The organism is Streptomyces sp. NBC_00443 (assembly GCF_036014175.1).
Classification (GTDB): Bacteria; Actinomycetota; Actinomycetes; order Streptomycetales; family Streptomycetaceae; genus Streptomyces.
Genome location: NZ_CP107917.1, coordinates 6936955 through 6959941 on the forward strand (window position 1 = coordinate 6936955; position 22987 = coordinate 6959941).

At 70.1% G+C, this 22987-nt stretch carries 19 protein-coding genes and 1 pseudogene; 13 read left to right on the forward strand and 7 right to left on the reverse strand.

Features of this window, described 5'->3' with window-relative positions; translation table 11 throughout:
* Positions 1–177: 177 nt before the first annotated feature.
* The 6 genes from ftsZ (at position 178) to OHO27_RS31575 (ending at position 5185) form a co-directional block, all read left to right on the forward strand.
* Positions 178–1383, forward strand: coding sequence for a cell division protein FtsZ (ftsZ, locus tag OHO27_RS31550; RefSeq protein WP_328428362.1), 1206 nt, complete (start codon positions 178–180; stop codon positions 1381–1383).
* Positions 1384–1393: 10 nt separating this feature from the next.
* Positions 1394–2122 carry a peptidoglycan editing factor PgeF gene (gene pgeF / locus OHO27_RS31555; RefSeq protein ID WP_328428363.1) on the forward strand — a complete coding sequence of 243 codons (729 nt, stop codon included), beginning with the start codon at positions 1394–1396 and terminating at the stop codon, positions 2120–2122.
* A gap of 6 nt (positions 2123–2128) precedes the next feature.
* A complete protein-coding gene (locus OHO27_RS31560; RefSeq protein WP_328428364.1) occupies positions 2129–2848 on the forward strand; it encodes a YggS family pyridoxal phosphate-dependent enzyme in 720 nt (239 codons plus the stop codon).
* Positions 2849–2977: 129 nt separating this feature from the next.
* Positions 2978–3619 carry a cell division protein SepF gene (locus OHO27_RS31565; RefSeq protein ID WP_328428365.1) on the forward strand — a complete coding sequence of 214 codons (642 nt, stop codon included), beginning with the start codon at positions 2978–2980 and terminating at the stop codon, positions 3617–3619.
* 59 nt (positions 3620–3678) lie between these two features.
* Positions 3679–3966 carry a YggT family protein gene (locus OHO27_RS31570; RefSeq protein WP_328428366.1) on the forward strand — a complete coding sequence of 96 codons (288 nt, stop codon included), beginning with the start codon at positions 3679–3681 and terminating at the stop codon, positions 3964–3966.
* A gap of 55 nt (positions 3967–4021) precedes the next feature.
* Positions 4022–5185, forward strand: a complete 1164-nt coding sequence (locus tag OHO27_RS31575; protein ID WP_328428367.1) for a DivIVA domain-containing protein — start codon at positions 4022–4024, stop codon at positions 5183–5185.
* Positions 5186–5393: 208 nt separating this feature from the next.
* Here OHO27_RS31575 and ileS read toward each other — a convergent pair whose 3' ends face one another.
* A complete protein-coding gene (gene ileS, locus OHO27_RS31580; protein ID WP_328428368.1) occupies positions 5394–8531 on the reverse strand; it encodes an isoleucine--tRNA ligase in 3138 nt (1045 codons plus the stop codon).
* A 2186-nt stretch (positions 8532–10717) separates the two neighbouring features.
* Here ileS and OHO27_RS31585 point away from each other — a divergent pair.
* The 6 genes and pseudogenes from OHO27_RS31585 to OHO27_RS31610 all read left to right on the forward strand — a co-directional run bounded on the left by OHO27_RS31585 (position 10718) and on the right by OHO27_RS31610 (position 15844).
* Positions 10718–11197, forward strand: a complete 480-nt coding sequence (locus tag OHO27_RS31585; protein ID WP_328428369.1) for a TraR/DksA family transcriptional regulator — start codon at positions 10718–10720, stop codon at positions 11195–11197.
* Between the two features lie 70 nt (positions 11198–11267).
* A pseudogene (gene lspA / locus OHO27_RS31590) lies at positions 11268–11878 on the forward strand (signal peptidase II).
* Between the two features lie 89 nt (positions 11879–11967).
* Positions 11968–12912 carry an RluA family pseudouridine synthase gene (locus OHO27_RS31595; protein ID WP_328428370.1) on the forward strand — a complete coding sequence of 315 codons (945 nt, stop codon included), beginning with the start codon at positions 11968–11970 and terminating at the stop codon, positions 12910–12912.
* Positions 12909–13391 (forward strand): GNAT family N-acetyltransferase, encoded by a 483-nt coding sequence (locus tag OHO27_RS31600; protein ID WP_328428371.1) that lies wholly within the window; start codon positions 12909–12911, stop codon positions 13389–13391. The genes OHO27_RS31595 and OHO27_RS31600 overlap by 4 nt, the downstream gene beginning before the upstream one ends.
* Before the next feature lie 87 nt (positions 13392–13478).
* The gene (locus tag OHO27_RS31605) at positions 13479–15065 is read left to right on the forward strand and encodes a Na+/H+ antiporter (protein WP_328430612.1); all 1587 of its coding nucleotides are present in this window, start codon (positions 13479–13481) and stop codon (positions 15063–15065) included.
* Between the two features lie 38 nt (positions 15066–15103).
* Complete coding sequence (locus OHO27_RS31610; RefSeq protein ID WP_328428372.1) at positions 15104–15844, forward strand: SDR family NAD(P)-dependent oxidoreductase; 741 nt, start codon at positions 15104–15106, stop codon at positions 15842–15844.
* A gap of 5 nt (positions 15845–15849) precedes the next feature.
* Here the strand turns inward: OHO27_RS31610 and OHO27_RS31615 are convergent, their stop codons facing one another.
* Positions 15850–16968: a mechanosensitive ion channel family protein gene (locus OHO27_RS31615; protein ID WP_328428373.1), complete on the reverse strand. Its 1119-nt coding sequence runs from the start codon at positions 16966–16968 to the stop codon at positions 15850–15852.
* A gap of 95 nt (positions 16969–17063) precedes the next feature.
* Between OHO27_RS31615 and OHO27_RS31620 the strand changes: the two genes are divergently transcribed.
* A complete protein-coding gene (locus tag OHO27_RS31620; RefSeq protein WP_328428374.1) occupies positions 17064–17633 on the forward strand; it encodes a dienelactone hydrolase family protein in 570 nt (189 codons plus the stop codon).
* A gap of 29 nt (positions 17634–17662) precedes the next feature.
* Here the strand turns inward: OHO27_RS31620 and OHO27_RS31625 are convergent, their stop codons facing one another.
* The 5 genes from OHO27_RS31625 to OHO27_RS31645 all read right to left on the reverse strand — a co-directional run bounded on the left by OHO27_RS31625 (position 17663) and on the right by OHO27_RS31645 (position 22965).
* Positions 17663–19324 (reverse strand): alkaline phosphatase D family protein, encoded by a 1662-nt coding sequence (locus OHO27_RS31625; protein WP_328428375.1) that lies wholly within the window; start codon positions 19322–19324, stop codon positions 17663–17665.
* A 99-nt stretch (positions 19325–19423) separates the two neighbouring features.
* Positions 19424–19816 carry a hypothetical protein gene (locus OHO27_RS31630; RefSeq protein ID WP_328428376.1) on the reverse strand — a complete coding sequence of 131 codons (393 nt, stop codon included), beginning with the start codon at positions 19814–19816 and terminating at the stop codon, positions 19424–19426.
* A gap of 117 nt (positions 19817–19933) precedes the next feature.
* Entirely contained in the window at positions 19934–20773 is an 840-nt protein-coding gene (locus OHO27_RS31635) for a thioredoxin domain-containing protein (RefSeq protein ID WP_328428377.1), read from the reverse strand.
* Positions 20774–20851: 78 nt separating this feature from the next.
* Complete coding sequence (locus tag OHO27_RS31640; protein ID WP_328428378.1) at positions 20852–21550, reverse strand: hypothetical protein; 699 nt, start codon at positions 21548–21550, stop codon at positions 20852–20854.
* 89 nt (positions 21551–21639) lie between these two features.
* On the reverse strand, positions 21640–22965 hold the full coding sequence (locus OHO27_RS31645; RefSeq protein ID WP_328428379.1) for a DUF2252 domain-containing protein: 1326 nt from the start codon (positions 22963–22965) through the stop codon (positions 21640–21642).
* Positions 22966–22987 lie beyond the last annotated feature (22 nt).

Here is a 22987-nt window from a genome sequence, read left to right on the forward strand (position 1 = left end):
CGACTTAGTGTCCTGTTCAGAAGACTTCAAGGAACAGACACACTGGTAACCCTAAACTTCAGGGTTAGGGTTCGGGTCGGCGCTACGGACCGTCCCATTCGGCATCAGTCGCAGGTTCACGAAGCACAGGCTTCCCGTGATCAGGCGACCCGTAACTCGAGGCGAGAGGCCTTCGACGTGGCAGCACCGCAGAACTACCTCGCAGTCATCAAAGTCATCGGTGTCGGCGGCGGTGGTGTCAATGCCATCAACCGGATGATCGAGGTCGGTCTCAAGGGCGTCGAGTTCATCGCTATCAACACCGACGCGCAAGCTCTGTTGATGAGCGACGCCGACGTCAAGCTCGATGTCGGCCGTGAACTCACCCGCGGACTCGGCGCCGGAGCCAACCCGGCCGTCGGCCGCAAGGCCGCCGAGGACCACCGCGAAGAGATCGAGGAGGTCCTCAAGGGGGCCGACATGGTCTTCGTGACGGCCGGTGAAGGCGGCGGCACCGGCACCGGCGGCGCGCCCGTCGTGGCCAACATCGCGCGCTCGCTGGGCGCCCTCACCATCGGCGTGGTCACGCGCCCGTTCACCTTCGAGGGACGCCGCCGCGCCAACCAGGCCGAGGACGGCATCGCCGAGCTCCGCGAAGAGGTCGACACCCTCATCGTCATCCCGAACGACCGGCTGCTGTCCATCTCGGACCGCCAGGTCTCGGTACTCGACGCCTTCAAGTCGGCCGACCAGGTCCTCCTCTCCGGTGTCCAGGGCATCACCGACCTCATCACCACCCCCGGCCTCATCAACCTCGACTTCGCCGACGTCAAGTCGGTCATGTCCGAGGCCGGTTCGGCCCTCATGGGCATCGGCTCGGCCCGCGGCGACGACCGGGCGGTGGCCGCGGCCGAGATGGCGATCTCCTCGCCGCTCCTGGAGGCGTCCATCGACGGCGCCCGGGGCGTGCTGCTCTCCATCTCCGGCGGCTCCGACCTCGGCCTGTTCGAGATCAACGAGGCCGCCCAGCTGGTCAGCGAGGCCGCCCACCCCGAGGCCAACATCATCTTCGGCGCGGTCATCGACGACGCCCTCGGCGACGAGGTCCGGGTCACCGTGATCGCGGCCGGCTTCGACGGGGGCCAGCCGCCGGCCCGCCGGGACACCGTCCTCGGCTCGACCTCCTCCTCTCCGTCCTCGGCCCGCCGCGAGGAGCCCACTCCGGCACGGCAGACCGAGAGCCGGCCGTCGTTCGGCTCCCTCGGCAGCGTCACGCCGAAGGAAGAGGCCGAGCCCGAGCCGGAGCCGGTGGCCGACATGCCGGTGGCCCCGCCGGTCCCGCCGTCGCGGACCTACGCCGACAGCGCGGCGGAGGAGCTGGACGTTCCGGACTTCCTCAAGTGATCCTTCTGACGTGATAGCACAGCGTGAAACCGTGAGCGGCGCGCACTTCGCCTTCACCGACCGGTGGGGCGGGGTGAGCGCCGCTCCGTATGAGGAGCTCAACCTCGGTGGGGCGGTCGGGGACGACACCGACGCCGTACTGACCAATCGGGATCTCGCCGCCAAGTCCCTCGGACTCGATCCGGGCCGGGTCGTCTGGATGAACCAGGTGCACGGCACGGACGTCGCGGTGGCCGACGGGCCATGGCGTGATCGTCCGGTGCCCGACGTCGACGCGGTCGTCACGGCACAGCGGGGTCTCGCCCTCGCCGTCCTCACCGCCGACTGCGTGCCGGTCCTGCTGGCCGACCCGGTCGCCGGGATCGTCGCGGCGGCGCACGCGGGGCGGCCCGGCATGATCGCCGGGGTCGTCCCGGCCGCGCTACGCGCGATGACCGACCTGGGTGCCGAGCCGTCCCGGATCGTCGCCCGCACCGGCCCGGCCGTCTGCGGACGGTGCTACGAGGTGCCGGAGGCGATGCGCGCCGAGGTGTCGGCCAGGGAACCGACGGCGCACGCCGAGACGAGTTGGGGCACACCCGCGGTGGACGTGGCCGCCGGAGTGCACGCCCAGCTCGCGCGCCTCGGGGTGCGCGACCGGGAGCAGTCGCCGGTCTGCACGCTGGAGTCGGAGGACCACTTCTCGTACCGCCGCGACCGCACCACCGGGAGACTCGCGGGATATGTCTGGTTGGACTGAGAGAGCATGACGGACCGTAAGGGCGAACTGGCCGCGAACCTCGCAAAGGTGGAGGAGCGGATCGCCGCCGCCTGCGCGGCCGCCGGACGCGGGCGCGAGGAGGTGACCCTGATCGTGGTCACCAAGACTTACCCGGCGAGCGATGTGCGGATGCTGGCGGAGCTCGGTGTGCGCCATGTCGCCGAGAACCGTGATCAGGACGCGGCCCCGAAGGCCGCCGCCTGCTCGGACCTGCCCCTCGCTTGGCACTTTGTCGGTCAGTTGCAGACCAACAAGGTGCGATCCGTGGTGGGTTACGCGGATCTCGTGCAGTCCGTCGATCGTTCCAAGCTGGTGACGGCGCTCTCGAAGGAGGCCGCACGGCAGGAGCGGGAGGTGGGTTGCCTCATCCAGGTGGCGCTGGATGCGGGAGAGAGCGCGCGGGGTGAGAGGGGTGGTGTGGCGCCCGGTGGGGTCGCAGAGTTGGCGGACCTCGTCGCGAAGGCTCCGGGGCTGCGGCTGTCCGGGCTGATGACCGTCGCACCGCTCAGCGGGGAGTACGAGGGCCGCCAACAGGCGGCGTTCGAGCGCTTGATGGATTTGTCGACTGACCTGCGCCGTGACCATCCGACTGCGAACATGGTGTCGGCAGGGATGAGTGCGGATCTCGAGGACGCGGTGGCGGCCGGAGCGACACATGTGCGCGTCGGCACCGCGGTACTCGGAGTCCGCCCCAGGCTCGGGTAACGTCGCCAAGAAGTCGGACCACAGCAGAAAATATGGTCAATGTCGCCGAAAGGCGGGCGTAACGACCGTGTGGATCGCGGGCATTTGGCAGTCGTCAGCCGATCCACCACAGAGCGGAGGACTCAGAGCATGGCCGGCGCGATGCGCAAGATGGCGGTCTACCTCGGCCTCGTGGAGGACGATGGGTACGACGGCCGGGGGTTCGACCCCGACGACGACTTCGAGCCCGAACTGGACCCGGAGCCCGAGCGGGACCATCGACGGCATGAGCCGTCTCACCAGTCCCACAGTGCACACTCGTCCCAAAGGGACGAAGAGGTGCGAATCGTGCAGCCGCCCGCGCCGCGTGAACCCGTGGCCCGATCGACTTCGCTCCCCGCGGAATCCGGCCGCCCGGCGCGCATCGCGCCCGTGGCGTCTATCACACAAGAACGCGCAAGCCTGGAGAAGAACGCACCGGTGATCATGCCCAAGGTCGTGTCGGAACGAGAGCCGTACCGGATCACCACACTTCACCCGCGGACCTACAACGAGGCCCGTACCATCGGGGAACACTTCCGTGAAGGCACCCCGGTGATCATGAATCTGACTGAGATGGATGACACAGACGCGAAGCGACTTGTCGACTTTGCGGCGGGTTTGGTGTTTGGTCTTCACGGCAGCATCGAGCGGGTGACGCAGAAGGTGTTCCTGTTGTCGCCTGCTAACGTCGATGTCACGGCGGAGGACAAGGCCCGTATCGCAGAGGGCGGGTTCTTCAACCAGAGCTGAGACGCACCACCGGAAACAAACGCACGGATCAGGGAACAGGGGAGAGGGAAGCACCAGTCATGAGCGTGGTTCTGCAGGTTCTCTACATCGCGCTGATGGTTCTCCTCATCGTGCTTATCTTCCGGTTGGTCATGGACTACGTCTTCCAGTTCGCCCGCTCGTGGCAACCCGGCAAGGCGATGGTGGTCGTTCTGGAGGCCACCTACACTGTCACTGATCCACCGCTCAAGCTTCTGCGGCGGGTCATCCCGCCGCTGCGTCTCGGGGGCGTGGCGCTCGACCTGTCCTTCTTCGTATTGATGATCATCGTCTACATCCTGATCACGCTCGTGCGGAGCGCGATGTGAGCGATGTGAGAGATACGGTCTTGCCGACTGCCGACGACTACGTTGAGGTGAAGAGATGCCGTTGACCCCCGAGGACGTGCGGAACAAGCAGTTCACGACCGTCCGCCTCCGAGAAGGCTATGACGAGGACGAGGTCGATGCCTTCCTCGATGAGGTCGAAGCCGAACTGACCCGCCTGCTCCGCGAGAACGAGGACCTGCGCGCCAAGCTGGCCGCGGCCACGCGCGCTGCTGCCCAGAACCAGCAGAACATGCGCAAGCCCCCGGAGGGTCCCGGCGGCCCGCAGGACCAGCAGCAGGGCGGCATGCCCCAGCAGGGCGGAATGCCTCAGCAGGGCGGTATGCCTCAGCAGGGCATGCGCGGTCCCGGGGCTCCCGTCCCCGCTGGGATATCGGGCCCGCCGCAGCAGCAGATGGGTGGCCCCATGGGTGGCCCGCCCCAGCTGCCGAGCGGTGCCCCGCAGCTGCCCGCCGGTCCCGGCGGTCAGGGTGGCCCTCAGGGTCCCGGTCCGATGGGCCAGGGTCCGGGGCCGATGGGCCAGCCCCCCATGCAGCAGATGGGCGGCCCCATGGGCGGTCCTATGGGTGGCCCGATGGGCGGTCCCGGTCAGGGCGGCCCCGGCGGCGACAGCGCCGCGCGCGTTCTGTCGCTTGCCCAGCAGACCGCCGACCAGGCGATCGCCGAGGCCCGTTCCGAGGCCAACAAGATCGTCGGCGAGGCGCGTTCGCGTGCCGAGGGTCTCGAGCGTGACGCCCGTGCCAAGGCGGACGCCCTGGAGCGGGACGCGCAGGAGAAGCACCGTGTCGCGATGGGCTCCCTGGAGTCCGCCCGCGCCACGCTGGAGCGCAAGGTCGAGGACCTGCGTGGCTTCGAGCGCGAGTACCGCACGCGGCTGAAGTCCTACCTCGAGTCCCAGCTGCGCCAGCTGGAGACCCAGTCGGACGACTCGCTCGCCCCGCCGCGCACTCCGGCCACCGCGTCTCTCCCGCCGTCCCCGGCGCCCTCCATGGCACCGGCCGGCGCGAGTGCCCCGTCCTACGGCGGCAACCAGACGATGGGCGGCGCCCCGTCCCCGGCCGGCCCGTCCTACGGCGGTCAGCAGCAGATGTCCCCGGCGATGACCCAGCCGATGGCGCCGGTCCGGCCGCAGGGCCCGGGCCCCATGGGCCAGGCCCCGTCGCCGATGCGCGGGTTCCTGATCGACGAGGACGACAACTGACGGTTGGTAGTACGCCGTAGACGCTGGCAGCGTTCAGGGCGGGGCCCCGGATTTCGATCCGGGGCCCCGCCCTTTGCTGCGCGTGTTCGCGGTCTCTGCGGCGCTTGTTCGGGGTTGGGTGGGGTGTCCGACGTACACAACGCCGAAGGCCCGGGCCGACCAAGATTCTTTGGCGGCCCGGGCCTTCGGCGTGCTTTCCGGCGGAGCGCTACGCCTTGCGCAGGCGGAAGGTGAGGGTCAGGCCCTCGTCCGTGAACGGCGCCCCGTAGGTGTCGTCCGCCTCACCCTGGGCGAAGTCCGTCGCCAGGACCTCGTCGGCGATCAGCTCGGCGTGGTCGCCCAGCGCCGCGATCGTCGCCGCGTCCGTCGCCGTCCAGCGCAGGGCGATGCGGTCGGCCACGTCCAGGCCGCTGTTCTTACGGGCCTCCTGGATCAGGCGGATCGCTTCACGGGCCAGGCCCGCGCGGCGCAACTCCTCCGTGATCTCCAGGTCCAGGGCGACCGTCGCGCCCGAGTCGGACGCCACCGACCAGCCCTCGCGGGGGGTCTCCGTGATGATCACCTCGTCGGGTGCGAGCGTGACCGTCTCGCCGTCGACCTCCACCGACGCCGTGCCCTCGCGCAGGGCCAGGGACAGCGCCGCCGCGTCCGCGTTCGCGACGGCCTTCGCCACGTCCTGGACGCGCTTGCCGAAACGCTTGCCCAGGGCGCGGAAGTTGGCCTTCGCAGTCGTGTCGACGAGGGAGCCGCCGACCTCGGAGAGGGACGCGAGGGATGTGACGTTCAGCTCTTCCGTGATCTGCGCGTGCAGCTCGCGGTCGAGCGCGTCGAAGCCGGTGGCCGCGATGAGCGCTCGGGACAGCGGCTGGCGGGTCTTCACGCCCGACTCCGCGCGCGTGGCACGGCCCAGCTCCACCAGCCGGCGGACCAGGACCATCTGCTTCGACAGCTCCGGGTCGATCGCCGGCAGGTCCGCCTCCGGCCAGGACGCCAGATGCACCGACTCCGGCGCGTCCGGGGTCACCGGCACGATCAGGTCCTGCCAGACCCGCTCGGTGATGAACGGGGTCAGCGGGGCCATCAGCTTGGTGACCGTCTCGACGACCTCGTGCAGGGTGCGAAGGGCCGCCTTGTCGCCCTGCCAGAAGCGGCGACGCGAGCGGCGGACGTACCAGTTCGACAGGTCGTCGACGAACGCCGAGAGCAGCTTGCCGGCGCGCTGGGTGTCGTACGCCTCCAGGGACTGGGTCACCTGGTCGGTCAGCGCGTGCAGTTCGGACAGCAGCCAGCGGTCCAGGACCGGGCGGTCGGCGGGGGCCGGGTCGGCCGCGGACGGCGCCCAGTTCGACGTACGGGCGTACAGGGCCTGGAAGGCGACCGTGTTCCAGTAGGTGAGGAGGGTCTTCCTCACCACCTCCTGGATCGTGCCGTGACCCACGCGGCGTGCCGCCCACGGGGAGCCGCCGGCCGCCATGAACCAGCGCACCGCGTCGGCGCCGTGCTGGTCCATCAGCGGGATCGGCTCGAGGGTGTTGCCCAGGTGCTTGGACATCTTGCGGCCGTCCTCGGCGAGGATGTGGCCCAGGCACACGACGTTCTCGTACGAGGACTTGTCGAAGACCAGGGTGCCGACGGCCATCAGCGTGTAGAACCAGCCGCGGGTCTGGTCGATGGCCTCCGAGATGAACTGCGCCGGGTAGCGCGACTCGAAGAGCTCCTTGTTCTTGTGCGGGTAGCCCCACTGCGCGAACGGCATCGAACCCGAGTCGTACCAGGCGTCGATGACCTCCGGCACGCGCGTGGCCGTCCTGGCGCACTGCGGGCAGGCGAAGGTCACGTCGTCGATGTACGGGCGGTGCGGGTCCAGCTCGGACTGGTCGGTGCCCGTGAGCTCGGTGAGTTCCGCGCGGGAGCCGACGACCGTGAGGTGGTCGTCCTCGCAGCGCCAGATCGGCAGCGGGGTGCCCCAGTAGCGGTTGCGGGACAGCGCCCAGTCGATGTTGTTGTTCAGCCAGTCGCCGTACCGGCCGTGCTTGACCGTGTCCGGGAACCAGTTGGTCTTCTCGTTCTCCTCGAGGAGCCGGTCCTTGATGGCGGTGGTGCGGATGTACCACGACGGCTGCGCGTAGTAGAGGAGCGCGGTGTGGCAGCGCCAGCAGTGCGGGTAGCTGTGCTCGTACGGGATGTGCTTGAAGAGCAGACCGCGCTGCTCGAGGTCCTCGGTGAGCTTTTCGTCCGCCTTCTTGAAGAAGACGCCGCCGACCAGAGGGACGTCCTCCTCGAAGGTGCCGTCCGGGCGGACCGGGTTCACGACGGGCAGCCCGTACGACCGGCAGACCTTGAGGTCGTCCTCACCGAAGGCGGGGGACTGGTGGACCAGACCCGTACCGTCCTCGGTCGTGACGTACTCGGCGTTGACGACATAGTGCGCCTCGGCGGGGAACTCGACGAGTTCGAACGGCCGCTGGTAGTTCCAGCGCTCCATCTCGGCGCCGGTGAAGGTCTGGCCGGTGGTCTCCCAGCCCTCGCCGAGGGCCTTGGCGACCAGCGGCTCGGCGACGACGAGCTTCTCCTCGCCGTTCGTCGCGACGACGTAGGTGACCTCCGGGTGGGCGGCGACCGCCGTGTTGGAGACGAGGGTCCAGGGCGTGGTCGTCCACACCAGGAGCGCGGCCTCGCCGGCGAGCGGGCCGGAGGTGAGGGGGAAACGGACGAACACGGACGGGTCGACGACCGTTTCGTAGCCCTGGGCCAGCTCATGGTCGGACAGGCCGGTGCCGCAGCGGGGGCACCAGGGGGCGACGCGGTGGTCCTGGACCAGCAGGCCCTTGTTGAAGATCTCCTTCAGGGACCACCAGACGGACTCGATGTACTCGGGTTCCATCGTGACGTACGCGTCGTCGAGGTCGACCCAGTAGCCCATGCGGGTCGTCAGGTCGGAGAAGGCGTCGGTGTGGCGCAGCACGGACTCGCGGCACTTGGCGTTGAACTCGGAGATGCCGAACGCCTCGATGTCCTTCTTGCCGCTGAAGCCGAGCTCCTTCTCGACCGCCAGCTCCACCGGCAGGCCGTGGCAGTCCCAGCCGGCCTTGCGGGCCACGTGGTAGCCGCGCATGGTGCGGAAGCGGGGGAAGACGTCCTTGAAGACGCGGGCCTCGATGTGGTGGGCGCCGGGCATGCCGTTGGCAGTGGGCGGGCCCTCGTAGAACACCCACTCGGGGCGGCCCTCGGACTGGTCCAGGCTCTTGGCGAAGATCTTCTGCTCGCGCCAGAAGTCGAGCACGGCGTGCTCGAGGGCGGGCAGGTCGACCTGGGCGGGTACCTGGCGGTACGTCGGCGTTGTCATCAGCGAGCTTCCTCCGGCGGACTTGCTGCCTTCCGTCCGGAGGGACGAGAGCCGTGTCTTTCCGTACGCCGGTTTCGGCGCGCTCCCGCGGTACCACCCTCCTTGGCTCTCCGGCGCGGGGTGTGCGTCGGTGAGCCCCCTCATTGGGGTCGCGATGCCGGTTCTACCGGCCGCTGCTGTTCGGCTGCGGCTTTCTTCCGACGGCTCCGGGGTGATCTTCACGTCGCGCTCGCCCCCGGGCTTCCACCGTCCCCGGGTCGCTCTGGGCTGCGTACGCCGCTACTCGTCCCCATCCACGCTTTTCGCTCCGCCCAGTGTACGGCGCCGCGGGGACAGCGGCCGACCGGATTTTCGGGCCCTGGGGGCGGGGAGCGGGTCCGGGCCGGGTTGACCCGAATGGCACGGTACGTCTGTTCGGATTCTGGGACGTCCAGCTTGTCTGCATACCCGGCGGGGAGCTGGGCACAACGGATGCAGGTCTGTCGCGCTGCATGCGCGAGGCGGGCGAATCGGGCGGTGTGCCCCGTTGCCGCGGGACTCAAGTCGATTTATCGTCCCAGCACGATTCGCGAGCAAGATCACAATATGTGAAGGGGCCGCGGCATGGTGGCGAAGAAGACCGCCGTAGAGCAGTCGGCGTCGGGCAGGTCCACCAATGCGAGTGCCTCCGGCGGGTTGGGTGGCTCTGGTGGGGTGGGTGTTTCTGGTGGGGCGGGGGTGGGTGCGGATGCCTTCGGCGGGGCGGGCGGGGGTGCCTTCGGCGATGTGGGTGCCTCCAGCGGGGTGATGGCCTCCGGCGGTGCGGCCAAGGGTGTGGGTGGGAAGAAGAGTGCTCGGGGAGGGGCCGCGGGGGCGCGGGGCGGGAAGCCGGTGAAGACGGTTCGGGGGTTGCCGCGGGTCAGGCGGGGAGTCGGGCTCTGCTGCCGAGGGGGTGCTTCGAAGAGGGGTGCTTCGGAGGGGGCCGGTGAGCCGGCGGCGGGGAAGGGTGGGAAGGGGAAAGGCTCGAAGGTGGCCAAGACGGCGGCTGCTGGGAGGGCGGGGGCGGGCGCGGAGGCTGCGGCCAAGAAGGCGGGGGCGAAGACAGGGGCGGTCACGGGGGCTGCGGCTCAGGAGGCGGTGGCCAGGAAGGCTGGAGCGAGGACGCCGGGGAGCAAGGGGGCGGTGACCGGGAAAGCGGTGGTCGGGGAGTCTGCGGGCAAGGCTGCGGGGTCCAAGAAGGCGCGGTCCAAGAAGGCCGTGTCCGGGGGCAGGGCAGCCGAGGGATCGGCGGCGGAAGAGGCATCGGGAGAGAAGGCGGTCGCCATGGAAGCGGCAGCCGAGGGCACTGCAGCGAAGAAGGCAGGAGCCCGGAAGAGCGTGGCTGAGAAGGCCGCAGCCAAGACGAGTACGTCCAAGAAGGCCGTGGCCAAGGAAGGTGCTGCCAGGAAGGTGGCCGTGAAAGCGACCGTTGCAGACGAAGCGGCCGGAGGGCTGGCGACCAAGAGGGCGGCTGGGCACGCAGCGGCCGGAAAGACGGCGGCTGGTGGGAAGACAGCTGGTCGGCAAAAGGCCGGGAAGAAGGCGATCAGCAAGGTAGCGGGCGGGAAAGCCTCGGGCGGGAAGGCCGCGTCCGGCAAGCAGGCGGCGGCCCAGCAGGTATCTGCCGGGACGGCGTCGGCCGGTAAGGGGACGACTGGCGAGGCAGTGGCAGGGAAGGGAGTGGCCGGGAAGCCTGGGAGGGCAGCGGCCAGTAGGAAGACGACGGGCCAGGTGGCGGCCGGGGAGAGCCCTGCCGGGACGGCGTCGGCGGGTGAGGGGTCGGTCGGTAAGGGGTCGGTCGGTAAGGGGTCGGTCGGTAAGGCTGCGACCGCTAAGAGGGCGACCGGTCAGGTGGTGGTCGGCACGAAGGCGGCTGGGAAGGACTCGGCTGGTAAGGGGGCGGTCGGTAAGGCGGCGACTGCTAAGGGGGCCGGCAAGAAGGCGACCGGCCAGGTAGGCGTCGGCAAGAAGGCGGCCGGGCAGGTAGAGGCCGGCAAGAAGGTGGCCGGTAAGGCGGGGCGCTCCGGTGGGGGCGTTGAGGAAGGTGGCGTGGTGAAGAAGGGCGCCTCCGAGGGAGCCTGGGTGCGGCCGGGAAGCGTGCGGGCGCCAAGAGCAGGGCCAAGAAGGCGGGCGCGGCGCAGGCCGCGGAGCAGACGGGAGCCACGACAGTGGTTGCGAAGAAGACTCCTGGCACGGCCACGGCGGCCAAGACCGCCCTTCCCAAGGCACGCGTCGCCGCGGCGGTGGAGCCCGGCGAGCTCGCGGTGCGCCCCGGCGAGGACCCCTGGACTCCGGAGGAGGTCGATGAGGCCCGCGCCGAGCTGATGGCCGAGGCGACGCGGCTGCGCGACGAGCTCACCTCGTCCGAGCAGTCCCTCGTCGGCCTGATGCGGGACTCCGGGGACGGTGCCGGCGACGACCAGGCGGACACCGGCGCCAAGAACATCACGCGGGAGCACGAGCTGGCGCTCGCCGCCAACGCGCGCGAGATGCTCGAACAGACCGAACGGGCTCTGGAACGGCTCGACGCGGGCACGTACGGCCTGTGCGAGAACTGCGGCAACCCGATCGGCAAGGCACGCATGCAGGCCTTCCCGCGCGCGACCCTGTGCGTCGAGTGCAAGCAGAAGCAGGAACGCCGGTACTGACCGGTAGGCGGGTGCCGCCGGACGTGCCGTACTCTCGTCGTCAGTCAGGTACCTAGGTTGAGGGACTCACGTGGCAGAGGCGGAGCGCATCATCGGTACGCCGGACACCCCAGAGGCGGCGGGAGCTGAGCCGGAGCATTCCGACGGGAACACGGCGGACGCCGGTGAAGCCGGGAACACCGCTGAGCGGCCCCGTGGCCGGCGCCGGATCGCCGTGCTGTTCGGCGTCGCCGCGTTCGCGTACGCCCTCGACCTGATCAGCAAGATGATCGTGGTGGCCAAGCTGGAGCACCACCCGCCGATCGAGATCATCGGGGACTGGCTGAAGTTCGAGGCGATCCGCAACGCGGGCGCGGCCTTCGGTTTCGGAGAGGCCTTCACCGTGATCTTCACGGTGATCGCGGCGGCCGTGATCGTGGTGATCGCCCGGCTCGCGCGCAAGCTGTACAGCCTGCCCTGGGCGATCGCGCTCGGCCTGCTGCTCGGCGGTGCGCTCGGCAACCTCACCGACCGGATCTTCCGCTCGCCGGGCGTCTTCGAGGGCGCGGTCGTGGACTTCATCGCGCCCAAGCACTTCGCCGTGTTCAACCTGGCCGACTCGGCGATCGTGTGCGGCGGCATCCTGATCGTGCTGCTGTCGTTCAGGGGCTGGACCCGGACGGGACCGTCCACAAGGACTGAGTCCGCCGGGGCCGCGGCAGGGTCCGCCCTGCTTGAGTTATCCACAGGCTCCGTACGGGGGTGTCCGGCCCGTCCGGCATACTCGACGGGTGAGCACGATTCCCGAGATCCGCACCCTGCCCGTGCCCGACGGCCTGGAGGGCGAGCGTGTAGACGCCGCCATCTCCCGCATGTTCGGCTTCTCCCGTACCAAGGCCGCGGAGCTTGCCGCGGCGGGGAAGGTCACGGTCGACGGCTCGGTGGTCGGGAAGTCCGAGCGGGTGCACGGCGGGGCCTGGCTCGAGGTGGAGATGCCGCAGGCGCCCGCCCCGGTGCAGGTCGTCGCCGAGCCGGTCGAGGGCATGGAGATCGTGCACGACGACGATGACGTGCTCGTGATCGTCAAGCCGGTCGGCGTCGCCGCGCATCCGTCGCCCGGCTGGAGCGGCCCCACGGTGATCGGCGGTCTGGCCGCCGCCGGGTACCGCATCTCGACGTCCGGTGCCGCCGAGCGCCAGGGCATCGTGCACCGGCTCGACGTGGGCACCTCCGGGTTGATGACCGTCGCCAAGTCGGAGCGCGCGTACACGTCGCTCAAGCGCCAGTTCAAGGAGCGCACGGTCGACAAGCGCTACCACACGCTCGTCCAGGGCCACCCCGACCCGACCAGCGGCACCATCGACGCGCCCATCGGCCGCCACCCCAACCACGACTACAAGTGGGCGGTCACGGCCGACGGCAAGCCCTCGATCACGCACTACGACCTCATCGAGGCGTTCCGCGCGGCCTCGCTGCTCGACGTGACGCTGGAGACCGGCCGCACCCACCAGATCCGCGTCCATATGGCCGCCCACCGGCACCCCTGCGTCGGCGACCTCACCTACGGCGCCGACCCGACGCTCGCCAAGCGGCTCCGGCTGACCCGCCAGTGGCTGCACGCCGTAAGGCTCGGCTTCGAGCACCCCGGGGACGGCCAGTGGGTCGAGTTCGAGAGCGACTACCCGGCCGACCTGCAGAAGGCCCTGGACCAGGTCCGCGAGGAGACGTGGGCATGAGCGCTCCGTCGCACGACCCGTCGTATGCCGTGCGGGTCGCCGAGGACCTCGCCGACCGCGAGGCCTGCTTCGCGGTGCGCAAGGAGGTCTTCGTCGTCGAGCAGGGCGTCCCGCAGGAGATCGAGTACGACGCCTACGACGCGGGTGCCGTGCATGTGCTCGCGGTCCGCGAGGACGGGACACCGCTCGGGACCGGGCGGTTGCTGCACGGGGAGGCGGCAGCGGCGAAGGCCGACGGCGATCCGTCCGTGGGCTCGCTCGGCCGGCTCGCCGTGAATCAGGCGGCGCGCGGCCTCGGTGTCGGGGCGGCCCTGGTGCGGGCCATCGAGGAGGCGGCACGCGCGCTTGGGCTCGCGGCCGTCGATCTGCACGCGCAGACGCATGCGCTGGGGTTCTACGAGCGGCTGGGGTACGTGGCCTACGGCCCGGAGTTCCCGGACGCGGGGATACCGCACCGGGCGATGCGGCGCGCTCTCTAGCCGAGGGCCCTGAGGCGCTGGTGGGAAGGGTGCCGTGGCAGGCTTGAGGTCTGCTGTGTGGACCCCGATCTCACCGGAGCGCTGACCGTGGATCAGTTGGCCCTGCTGTTCGTGCTGTTGCTCGGGGCCGTGATCAGTGTCCCGGTGGGGGACCGCTTCGGGTTGCCGGCCCCGGTGCTGATGACGCTGCTCGGGATCGTTCTCGCCCTGCTCGAATTCGTGCCGAACGTCGAGATTCCGCCAGAGCTGATCCTTCCGCTGCTGTTGCCGCCGCTGCTCTACGCGGCCGTACGGCGCACGTCGTGGCGGCAGTTCGCGGCGAATCTGCGGCCCATCTTCCTGCTGGCCGTGGCGCTGGTGTTCGTCACGACGCTGTGCGTCGCGGCCGTCGCCCACGCGATCGTGCCGGGGCTGCCGCTGGCCGCCGCCGTGGCGCTGGGTGCACTCGTCGCGCCGCCCGATCCGGTCGCGGCCACCGCTGTGGCCGGGCAACTCGGGCTGCCGAGGCGTCTGGTGTCCATCCTGGAGGGCGAGGGGCTCTTCAACGACGTGACGGCCATCGTGCTCTACCACGTGGCGATCGCGGCCGCCGTGAGCGGAACGTTCTCCCCGTGGGAGGCCGGGCTCGATCTGGTGCTCTCCGCCGTGGTGGCGCTGGCCGTCGGGCTCGCCCTCGGATGGGGCGCCAACAAGCTGATGGATCTGCTGGGCGACGCGACCCTGCAGATCTCGCTCACACTGCTCGTGCCGTACGCCTCGTATGTGCTGGCCGAGGAACTCCACGGCTCGGGTGTGCTCGCCGTGCTCGTCACCGCTCTGTTCCTCGCCGAGTACGCCACCGACGCCGACGACGTGATGATGCGGCTCGCCGGGCACACCTTCTGGGACATCGTCGACACGCTGGTCACCGGCGTCGCCTTCGGACTGATCGGGCTCGAACTGCACATCGCCGTGCGGACGGCGTCCGGGCGGTGGGGCGAGATGCTCGGCTGGGCGGCCACCGTGGTCGGCGTCGTCGTGGCGGTGCGGCTGCTGTGGCTGCTGCCGGCGACCTGGCTCACCAAGCGCATGCACGCGAGACGGGACTACGACGAGGAGATCCCGACGAGCTGGCGCGAGACCGTCGTGATGTGGTGGTCGGGGATGCGCGGCGTCGCCTCGGTGGCCCTGGCGCTGGCCGTTCCGCTGGAGACGGACTCGGGCGCGCCCTTTCCCGACCGGGACGAGATCGTGTTCATCGCCTTCGGGGTGATCATGGCGACGCTGGTCCTGCAGGGACTGACCCTGCCGTGGCTGGTGAAGCGGCTCGGGGTGCGCGCCGACAGCGATCAGGAGAAGGAGTTCGAGAAGCAGCTGGCGGTGCGCGCGGCCAAGGCGGCGAAGCGCAGGCTGCGGGAGATCGAGGACGTCGAGGACCTGCCCGAGGACCTCGCCGAGCAGATGCTGCGCCGGGCGTTCGAGATCGGGGTGCGGATCAGCCCGGACCTGGGCGAGGAGGAGCGCAGGGAGGCCCATCAGCAGCGGGCGCGGCGGCTGAAGCGGGTGCGGCGGATCCAGAGCGAGCTGCTCAGCGCGGCGCGGCACGAGGTGCTGGCGGCGCGCAGTGAACCGGGGGCCGATCCTGAGGTGGTGGACCGGGTGCTGCGGCATTTGGACGTGCGCAGTCTGCGGTGATCCCCGCGCCCACCGCCGTCCCTCCGTACGCTCTGATCATGGCTCGCAACGTGGTGATCAGTGGTGGCGGTACGGGAATCGGGCTCGCGACGGCGCAGCTGTTCGCGGCGGACGGGGATCAGGTGCTGCTGCTCGGGCGGCGCGCCGAGGTGCTGGAGCAGGCCGGCGTGCCCGGGTCCCTCACCTACGCCGCGGACCTGAGCAAGCCGCGCGGCGCACGCGCCGTGGAGCGCTTCGTGGCGGCGGAACTCGGCACCGTGGACGTACTGATCCACAGCGCCGGAGGTGCCGGCCATCTGGAGCCCAAGGTGGACAGCGACGAGCCCCTCGACGTCGTCCTGCACAACTGGACCCTCAACTTCGGCCTCAACACCCTGACCGCGGCCCTGCTCACCGAGGCCCTGAAGGACCGGCTCGCCGACCCCGGCGGGCGGGTCCTGTTCATCGGCTCCATCGCCGCCTTCCGTGGATCCGGCAACGTGGCGTACGCGGCGTCCAAGGCCGCGTTGCATCCGTACGCCCATGATCTGGCCCGGCGGTTGGGGCCGCGCGGGATCACCGTGAACGTGGTCGCGCCGGGGTATGTCGAGGACACCGAGTTCTTCGGCGGCGCGATGGACGAGGAGCGGCGTGACCGGCTCGTCGCGGAGACCTCGACCGGGCGTGCGGCCACGCCCGGCGACGTCGCCGCGACCCTGCACTGGCTGGCGTCCCACGCCGCCGGGCACATCACCTCGCAGATCATCCAGGTCAACGGCGGGGCCGAGCGCGGCCACTGAAACCCTTAAGGACGCTCCGGGCGCGCCGTCGGCTGGTGGTCGTGCTGGTGGGTGCGGCGGGCCGGGGCGCGGCCGGGGATGGGGAAGCCGGGCGGCAGGGCCGCGTCCGTCGCGTTGACGCGCGGCAGAGCGTACGGGTGCTCGTCGGCCAGCCAGCGGATCAGCTGCTCGCGCACCGCGACCCGTACTGTCCAAAGGTCGTCCGCGTCCTTCGCCGTCACCAGGGCCCGCACCTCCATGGTGCTCGGCGTCGAGTCCGTGACGACCAGGCCGTAGTCGCGGCCGTCCCACGCCGGGCACTCGCGCAGGATGTCGCGGAGCCTCTCGCGCATCTTCTCCATCGGCGCCGAGTGATCGACGTGCAGGAAGACGGTTCCGGTCATCTGGGCGCCGCCGCGCGACCAGTTCTCGAAGGCCTTCGACGTGAAGTACGACACAGGCATCGTGATCCGGCGCTCGTCCCAGGTCCGTACGGTCAGGAACGTCAGCGTGATCTCCTCGACCGTGCCCCACTCGCCGTCCACCACGACCGTGTCCCCGAGGCGCACCATGTCCCCGAAGGCGATCTGGAACCCGGCGAACATGTTGCTCAGCGTGGACTGGGCCGCGACACCGGCGACGATGCCGAGGATGCCGGCCGAGGCCAGCAGCGAGGCGCCGGCCGCGCGGAACGCCGGAAACGTCAGCAGCATCGCAGCCACGGCGACCACGCCGACGACCGCCGCCACCACACGCATGATCAACGTCACCTGCGTGCGCACCCGTCGGACCCGTGCCGGATCGCGGTGGGCACGGGCGTAACGGCTGTACGTGGTCTCCACGACGGCCGCCGCGATACGGATCGCCAGCCAGGCGGCCGCGCCGATCAGCACCAGCGTCAGGACCCGGCCGGCGGCGACCCGGTTCTCCTGGAGCAGCTGCGCCTCGTCGTAGGACCCTCTGAGCAGGGCCGCGCACAGCACGAGCTGGTAGGGGACGCGGGCGCGGCGCAGCAGACCCCACAGGGGTGTCTCACTGTGCCGTTCGTCGGCCTTGCGCATGAGGCGGTCGGTTGCCCACCCGATGATCAGGGTGAGCAGGACCGAGCCGCCGATCACGATCAGCGGGCGGAGTATGTTCTCCATGCCTCCGAACGTAACCAGCCGAGGGGGGGCATGAACATGTGCGCCGGTGAGGCGGTGGTCACGGCGTTGTCGGACCCGGCTGGCACCATGGCCTCATGAACATCGTGCTCTTTCACTCGACCTATGGCCTCAGGCCCGCGGTGCGCGAGGCAGCTGACCGGCTGCGCGCCGCCGGACACGAGGTGTGGACGCCGGACCTCTTCGAGGGACGCACGTTCGAGACGGTCGAGGAGGGCATGGAGTTCAACGAGCAGATCGGCAAGGACGAGGTGCTGAAGCGGGCCGTACTGGCCGCCGCGCCCTACTCGGATCGCGGGCTGGTCTACGCCGGGTTCTCGCTCGGCGCGTCCGTCGCGCAGACCCTCGCGCTGGGCGACGACAAGGCCCGCGGCCTGCTGCTCCTGCACGGCACGTCGGACATCGCGGGGAACGCCTCGGTGGACGAACTGCCGGTGCAACTGCACGTCGCAGAGCCGGACCCGTTCGAGACGGACGACTGGCTGAGCGCCTGGTATCTCCAGATGGGCCGAGCGGGGGCCGACGTCGAGGTGTACAGATACGCGGGGGCGGGCCACCTCTACACCGACCCGGACCTGCCGGACTACGACGAGGAGGCCGCCGAGGCCACCTGGCGGGTGGCACTCGGCTTCCTCGAGACCCTCTAGGAGCCCTACGGCGAGGCCGTACGTCCGTGTCAGACGGGGTCGTACGTCCGCTCGACCTTCTGCGTGCCGCTGCGGGTGCGGTAGGAACGGGCCCAGGACGAGGTCGCGCTCTGCTTCGTCTTGTCGGACAGGACGTAGTAGTCCATCTGCGCGCGCTCGGCCGTGATGTCCAGGACGCCGTAGCCGTGGCGGTCGGTGTCGATCCAGTGGACGTGGCGGTTGGCGGCCCTGATGATCGGGGAGGCGATCGCGGAGACCGTGCCCTCGGGGACCTTCACGATGTCGTCGAGGTTGTCGGAGGTGACCGACGTGACGACGAACTCCGTGGCGGCGGAGGCGGACAGCGGGTAGGTACCGGCGTCCACGGGCACATCGTTGGCCCATGCCATGTGGATGTCGCCGGTCAGGAACACCGTGTTGCGGATCGCGTTCGAGCGCAGGTGGGCGAGCAGTTCCCGGCGGTCGTCCGTGTAGCCGTCCCACTGGTCGGTGTTGAGGGCGAGGCCCTCCTGCGGCAGGCCCAGCAGCTTGGCGAGCGGCTTGAGCAGGTCCGCGGTGAGGGAGCCGATCGCGAACGGCGAGATCATCACCGAGTTGCCGACCAGCCGCCAAGTGGTGTCGGAGGACTTAAGTCCCGCCTTCAGCCAGTCCAGTTGGGCCCGCCCGGTGAGCGTACGGTCCGGGTCGTCGACGTCGCCGTTGCCGACGGTGACCTGCTGCGAGCGGAAGGAGCGCAGGTCGAGCAGGGAGAGGTCGGCGAGCTTGCCGAAGCGCAGGCTGCGGTAGGTGGTGCCGGCGATCGCCGGGCGCACCGGCATCCACTCGAAGTAGGCCTGCTTGGCGGCGGCCTGGCGCGCGGCCCAGGTGCCCTCGGCGCCCTCGGTGTGGTTCTCGGCGCCGCCCGACCAGGTGTCGTTGGCGATCTCGTGGTCGTCCCAGATCGCGATGACCGGCGCCTTCGCGTGCAGGGCCTGGAGATCCGCGTCCGTCTTGTACTGGCCGTGCCGGGTGCGGTAGTCGGCGAGCGTGAGGATCTCGTGGGTGGGCGCGTTCTGCCGCACGGACTTGCCGCGCGTGCCGTACTGGCCGGCGCCGTACTCGTAGATGTAGTCGCCGAGGTGCAGCCAGGCGTCCAGGTCGCTGCGGGCGGCGAGATGACGGTACGAGGCGAAGTAGCCGGCCTCCCAATTGGCGCAGGAGACCACGCCGAAGCGCAGGCCCGCGACGGACGCGTTCGCCGCCGGCGCGGTGCGGGTACGCGCCACCGGGGAGTCCGTGCCGCCGGCCGAGAAACGGAACCAGTAGTCGGTGGCCGGCGCCAAGCCGCGTATGTCCGCCTTGACGGTGTGGTCGGAGGCGGCCCTCGCGGTGGTCGAGCCTTTGGCGACGATGTTCATCAGCGCCTTGTCCCGGGCCACGACCCAGCTGACCGCGGTGTCCGGACCGAGCCCCGAGCCGGGGGTGGCCTCGGGGGCGGGCGTCACCCGGGTCCACAGCAGGACGCCGTCGGGCAGCGGGTCACCGGAGGCGACGCCGTGCAGGAAGGCGGGGGCCGCGTCGGCGGCCTTGGCGGGCAGCGCGGCGGCCAGCGGGCCGGCCAGCACAGCCGTCGCCGCCGCGGCCTTGACGACCGTACGGCGGCGCGGGGTAAGGGAATTGAGCTGCTCGGATGATCTGTATCGACTGGTCACAGCCGATCAGGTTACTGATCGGTATGAACAAGAGCGGGCGAACTGGCAAAAGTTCGCCCGCTCTTCAGCGCGTAGTCAGCGGTCCAGGCCCCCGACGGCTCAGGCCTTGCCCTCCTTGTCCCCCGAGCAACTCCTGAGAGCACCGTTGGCGCCGTCCTGGACGCAGACCTCAAGCAGGACCCGGTTGCCCTCGGGGATGTCGAACTTCTTGACGGCGCAGCTGTTTCCGGCGCCGTTGGTGTCCGAGATGTTCACCTTCTCGCTGGAGTGCCGCCCTGTGTAAACGAAGATCGCGGTGGCCCGCTTGCCGTCGGAGCGGTTGTCGCAGACGGTCACCTCGTCACCGTTGGCCATGAACCCGGCCGCGCCGGCGTGCCAGGGATCCGTCGTGTGGACGGAGACGTTGGTGCCGGCGCTTGCAGGGCTTGCGGCCAGGATCGCGGCGGCGCCGGCGGCAGCCACCGCGCACAGCGCGGACTTGACACGAGACATCGAGTTCCCCCTCGAATGTGTGGTCGATTGCGAGGGGGAGCTTAGTTGACCTGCCCGTACAAGATCAAAAGGCGGGCAGAGCGCTGAACTCGTCGCTGCCGCCCGCCTCTTGCAACCTCAGCCCTTGAGGGCCGCGTCCACCGCCTTGTTGAACTCGGCCGTCGTCCACGGCTGGTTGGCGTCGGACTTCTCGAGGATCTTGCCGTCCATGACGAGGCTCGGGGTACCCGTCACGCCGTCCTTGTTCGTGTCGAAGGCCTTCGACATCTGCAGCGCCCAGGCGTCGTAGGTGCCCTTCTTCACGGCGTTCTCGAACTTGGCGTTGTTCTTCAGGGCGGGGACGGTGTTCGCGATCTCGATCAGGTAGTCGTCGTCCTTGAACTTGTCGTCCGACTCCAGCGGGTGGAACTTCTCCGAGTACAGCGCGGCCTTGTAGTCCAGGAAGGCTTCAGGGCTCACGTTCAGCGCGGCGCCCATCGCGCTCATCGCGTTCTTCGAGCCTTCGCCGTTGGCGCCGATCTCGTTCTTCTTCATCTGGTCGTCGTCGAGGAACGTGCCGCCGACGAACTGGAGCTTGTACTTGCCGTCCTCGACGTCCTTGTCGACGGTCGAGCCGATGCTCTGCTCGAACGAGGCGCAGACCGGGCAGCGCGGGTCCTCGTAGAGCTTGAGCGTCTTCTTGGCGCTGTCCTTGCCGATGACGACGGTCGTGCCGTTCGTGCCGCTGGTGTTGGCCGGTGCGACGACCTTGGCATCGGTCAGCGACTCCCAGTGGCTGGGCTTGTTGGCCTGGACGACCGCATAGCCGATGCCGCCGGCCGCCGCCAGGACGCCGACGACCGAGGCGACGACGATGAGCTGCCGCCTGACCTTCGCGCGCTTGGCCTCGCGCTCGCGCTCGGCGCGCAGGCGCTCCCGGGCCGCCGACTTCGACGCCTGGCTGTTCCGCTTGCTCATGTTGGTTCTCTCCATGGGGACGCGCACATAGGTGTGTGCGAGATACGTACGGGGTGGAAGGTGATGCTCAGATGCCGTTCACGCGAAGGTGAAGGCGGGCGAGCACGGTGGTCCACGGCGTCCCAGGGAGTGCACAAAGAGGCGGTTGCGGGCGGCGGCCGTCCGGCGGGTGGGGCGCGGCAGCCGGCGGCCCGACCGGGGCAGCCGTACGGCCACTGCGGCCACCGCGAGCAGCAGCGGGCGGAACGTCGTCGCCGCGACCGCCCGCACCAGCTGGGCCAGCGCCCGCTCGCCGCGGCGCAGCCAGGCGGCGGCGAGGAGGCCGACGCCGACATGCGCGCCGAGCAGCAGCCAGGCGGTGGCCGGGTCGGCGTGGGCGAGGAGGCCGCCGAGCTTGTCCGGGTCGGTGCCGGTGACCTGGGCCAGCGGGGTGCCGACCCGGGTGCCGTCGCCGCACAGGACGTCCCAGCCGACCGAGGCCAGCGGTCCGGCGACCGGTCCGCCCGCCTTGCCGTAACAGACGTGCTGGCCGGTGGTGAGGATCGTGTCGGCGGCCAGCTCCAGCGGGATGAGCAGGGCGGCGATCCGCCCGAAGCTCCGCTCGCGGCCGGCCAGGGCGTACGCGAGGACGAACACGGCGGCGGCGAGCAGGGCCACCGTGTTCAACGGCAGGGGTGCCCGCGAGAGCAGCACGTGCGACGCGGTGCTGAGCGTCACGACGAGTGACGTGAACAGCGCCGCGCGTACGGCTCGCAGCTGGGTCCCGGATATGTCCATAGCGGTGGAGAGTGTGTCACGTGGGCCTGTAAGAGACCCCTAAAGGGTGCCTGTGAAGAGACGGTGAGGGCCGGCGAGCGGCCTTTCCGTCACAGACCCGGAATCCGGCCGTTGCGGAACAGGTCCACGAACGTCTGGTGGTCGGCACGCGCGCGTGCGCCGTAGGAGTGCGCGAAGTCGACCAGGAGCTCGGCGAAGCCGTCCTCGTCGGCCGCGATCGCCGCGTCGATGGCGCGCTCGGTGGAGAACGGCACCAGGGACTCGCCGGAGGTGTCGTCCGCCGCCGCGTGCATCGTGGCCGTGGCCCGCCCGAGGTCGGCGACCACCGCCGCGATCTCCTCCGGCTCGTCGATGTCGCCCCAGTCCAGGTCCACGGCGTACGGCGAGACCTCGGCGACCAGCTGGCCCGCGCCGTCCAGCTCGGTCCAGCCCAGCCACGGGTCGGCGTTCGCCTGCAGAGCGCGCTGGGAGATCACCGTGCGGTGACCCTCGTGCTGGAAGTAGTCGTGCAGCGCCTGGTCCGTGATGTGCCGGGAGACGGCCGGGGTCTGGGCCTGCTTGATGTAGATCACCACGTCGTTCTCGAGGGCGTCGGTGTGGCCCTCCAGAAGGATGTTGTACGACGGCAGCCCGGCCGATCCGATGCCGATGCCGCGGCGGCCGACCACGTCCTTCACCCGGTACGAGTCCGGGCGGTCCAGGGACGCGTCCGGCAGCGTCTCCAGATAGCCGTCGAAGGCGGCCAGCACCTTGTAGCGGGTGGCCGCGTCCAGCTCGATGGAGCCGCCACCCGGCGCGAAGCGGCGCTCGAAGTCGCGGATCTCGGTCATGGAGTCCAGCAGCCCGAAGCGGGTCAGCGAGCGGGCGTCCCGCAGCGCGTCCAGGAGCGGGCCCTGCGCGGTGTCCAGCGTGAACGGCGGCACCTCGTCGCTCTTGGCGCCGGTCGCCAGGGCGTGCACGCGCTCGCGGTACGCGCTCGCGTAGATCCGCACCAGCTCGGTGATCTGCTCGTCGCCGAGCGCCTTGGCGTACCCGATGAGGGCGACGGAGGCGGCGAAGCGCTTGAGGTCCCAGGTGAAGGGGCCGACGTAGGCCTCGTCGAAGTCGTTGACGTTGAAGATCAGGCGGCCGTTGGCGTCCATGTACGTGCCGAAGTTCTCCGCGTGCAGATCGCCGTGGATCCACACGCGCGAGGTGCGCTCGTCGAGGTACGGTCCACCGCGCTTCTCGGGCTCCAGGTCGTGGTAGAAGAGGCACGCCGTGCCGCGGTAGAACGCGAAGGCCGAGGCCGCCATCTTCCGGAACTTCACGCGGAACGCGGCCGGGTCGGCGGCCAGGAGCTCGCCGAAGGCGGTGTCGAAGACGGCGAGGATCTCGTCGCCGCGCTGCTCGCCGTTGAGCTTGGGGACCGACATCGCTGGGTGCCTCCTGGTGCAT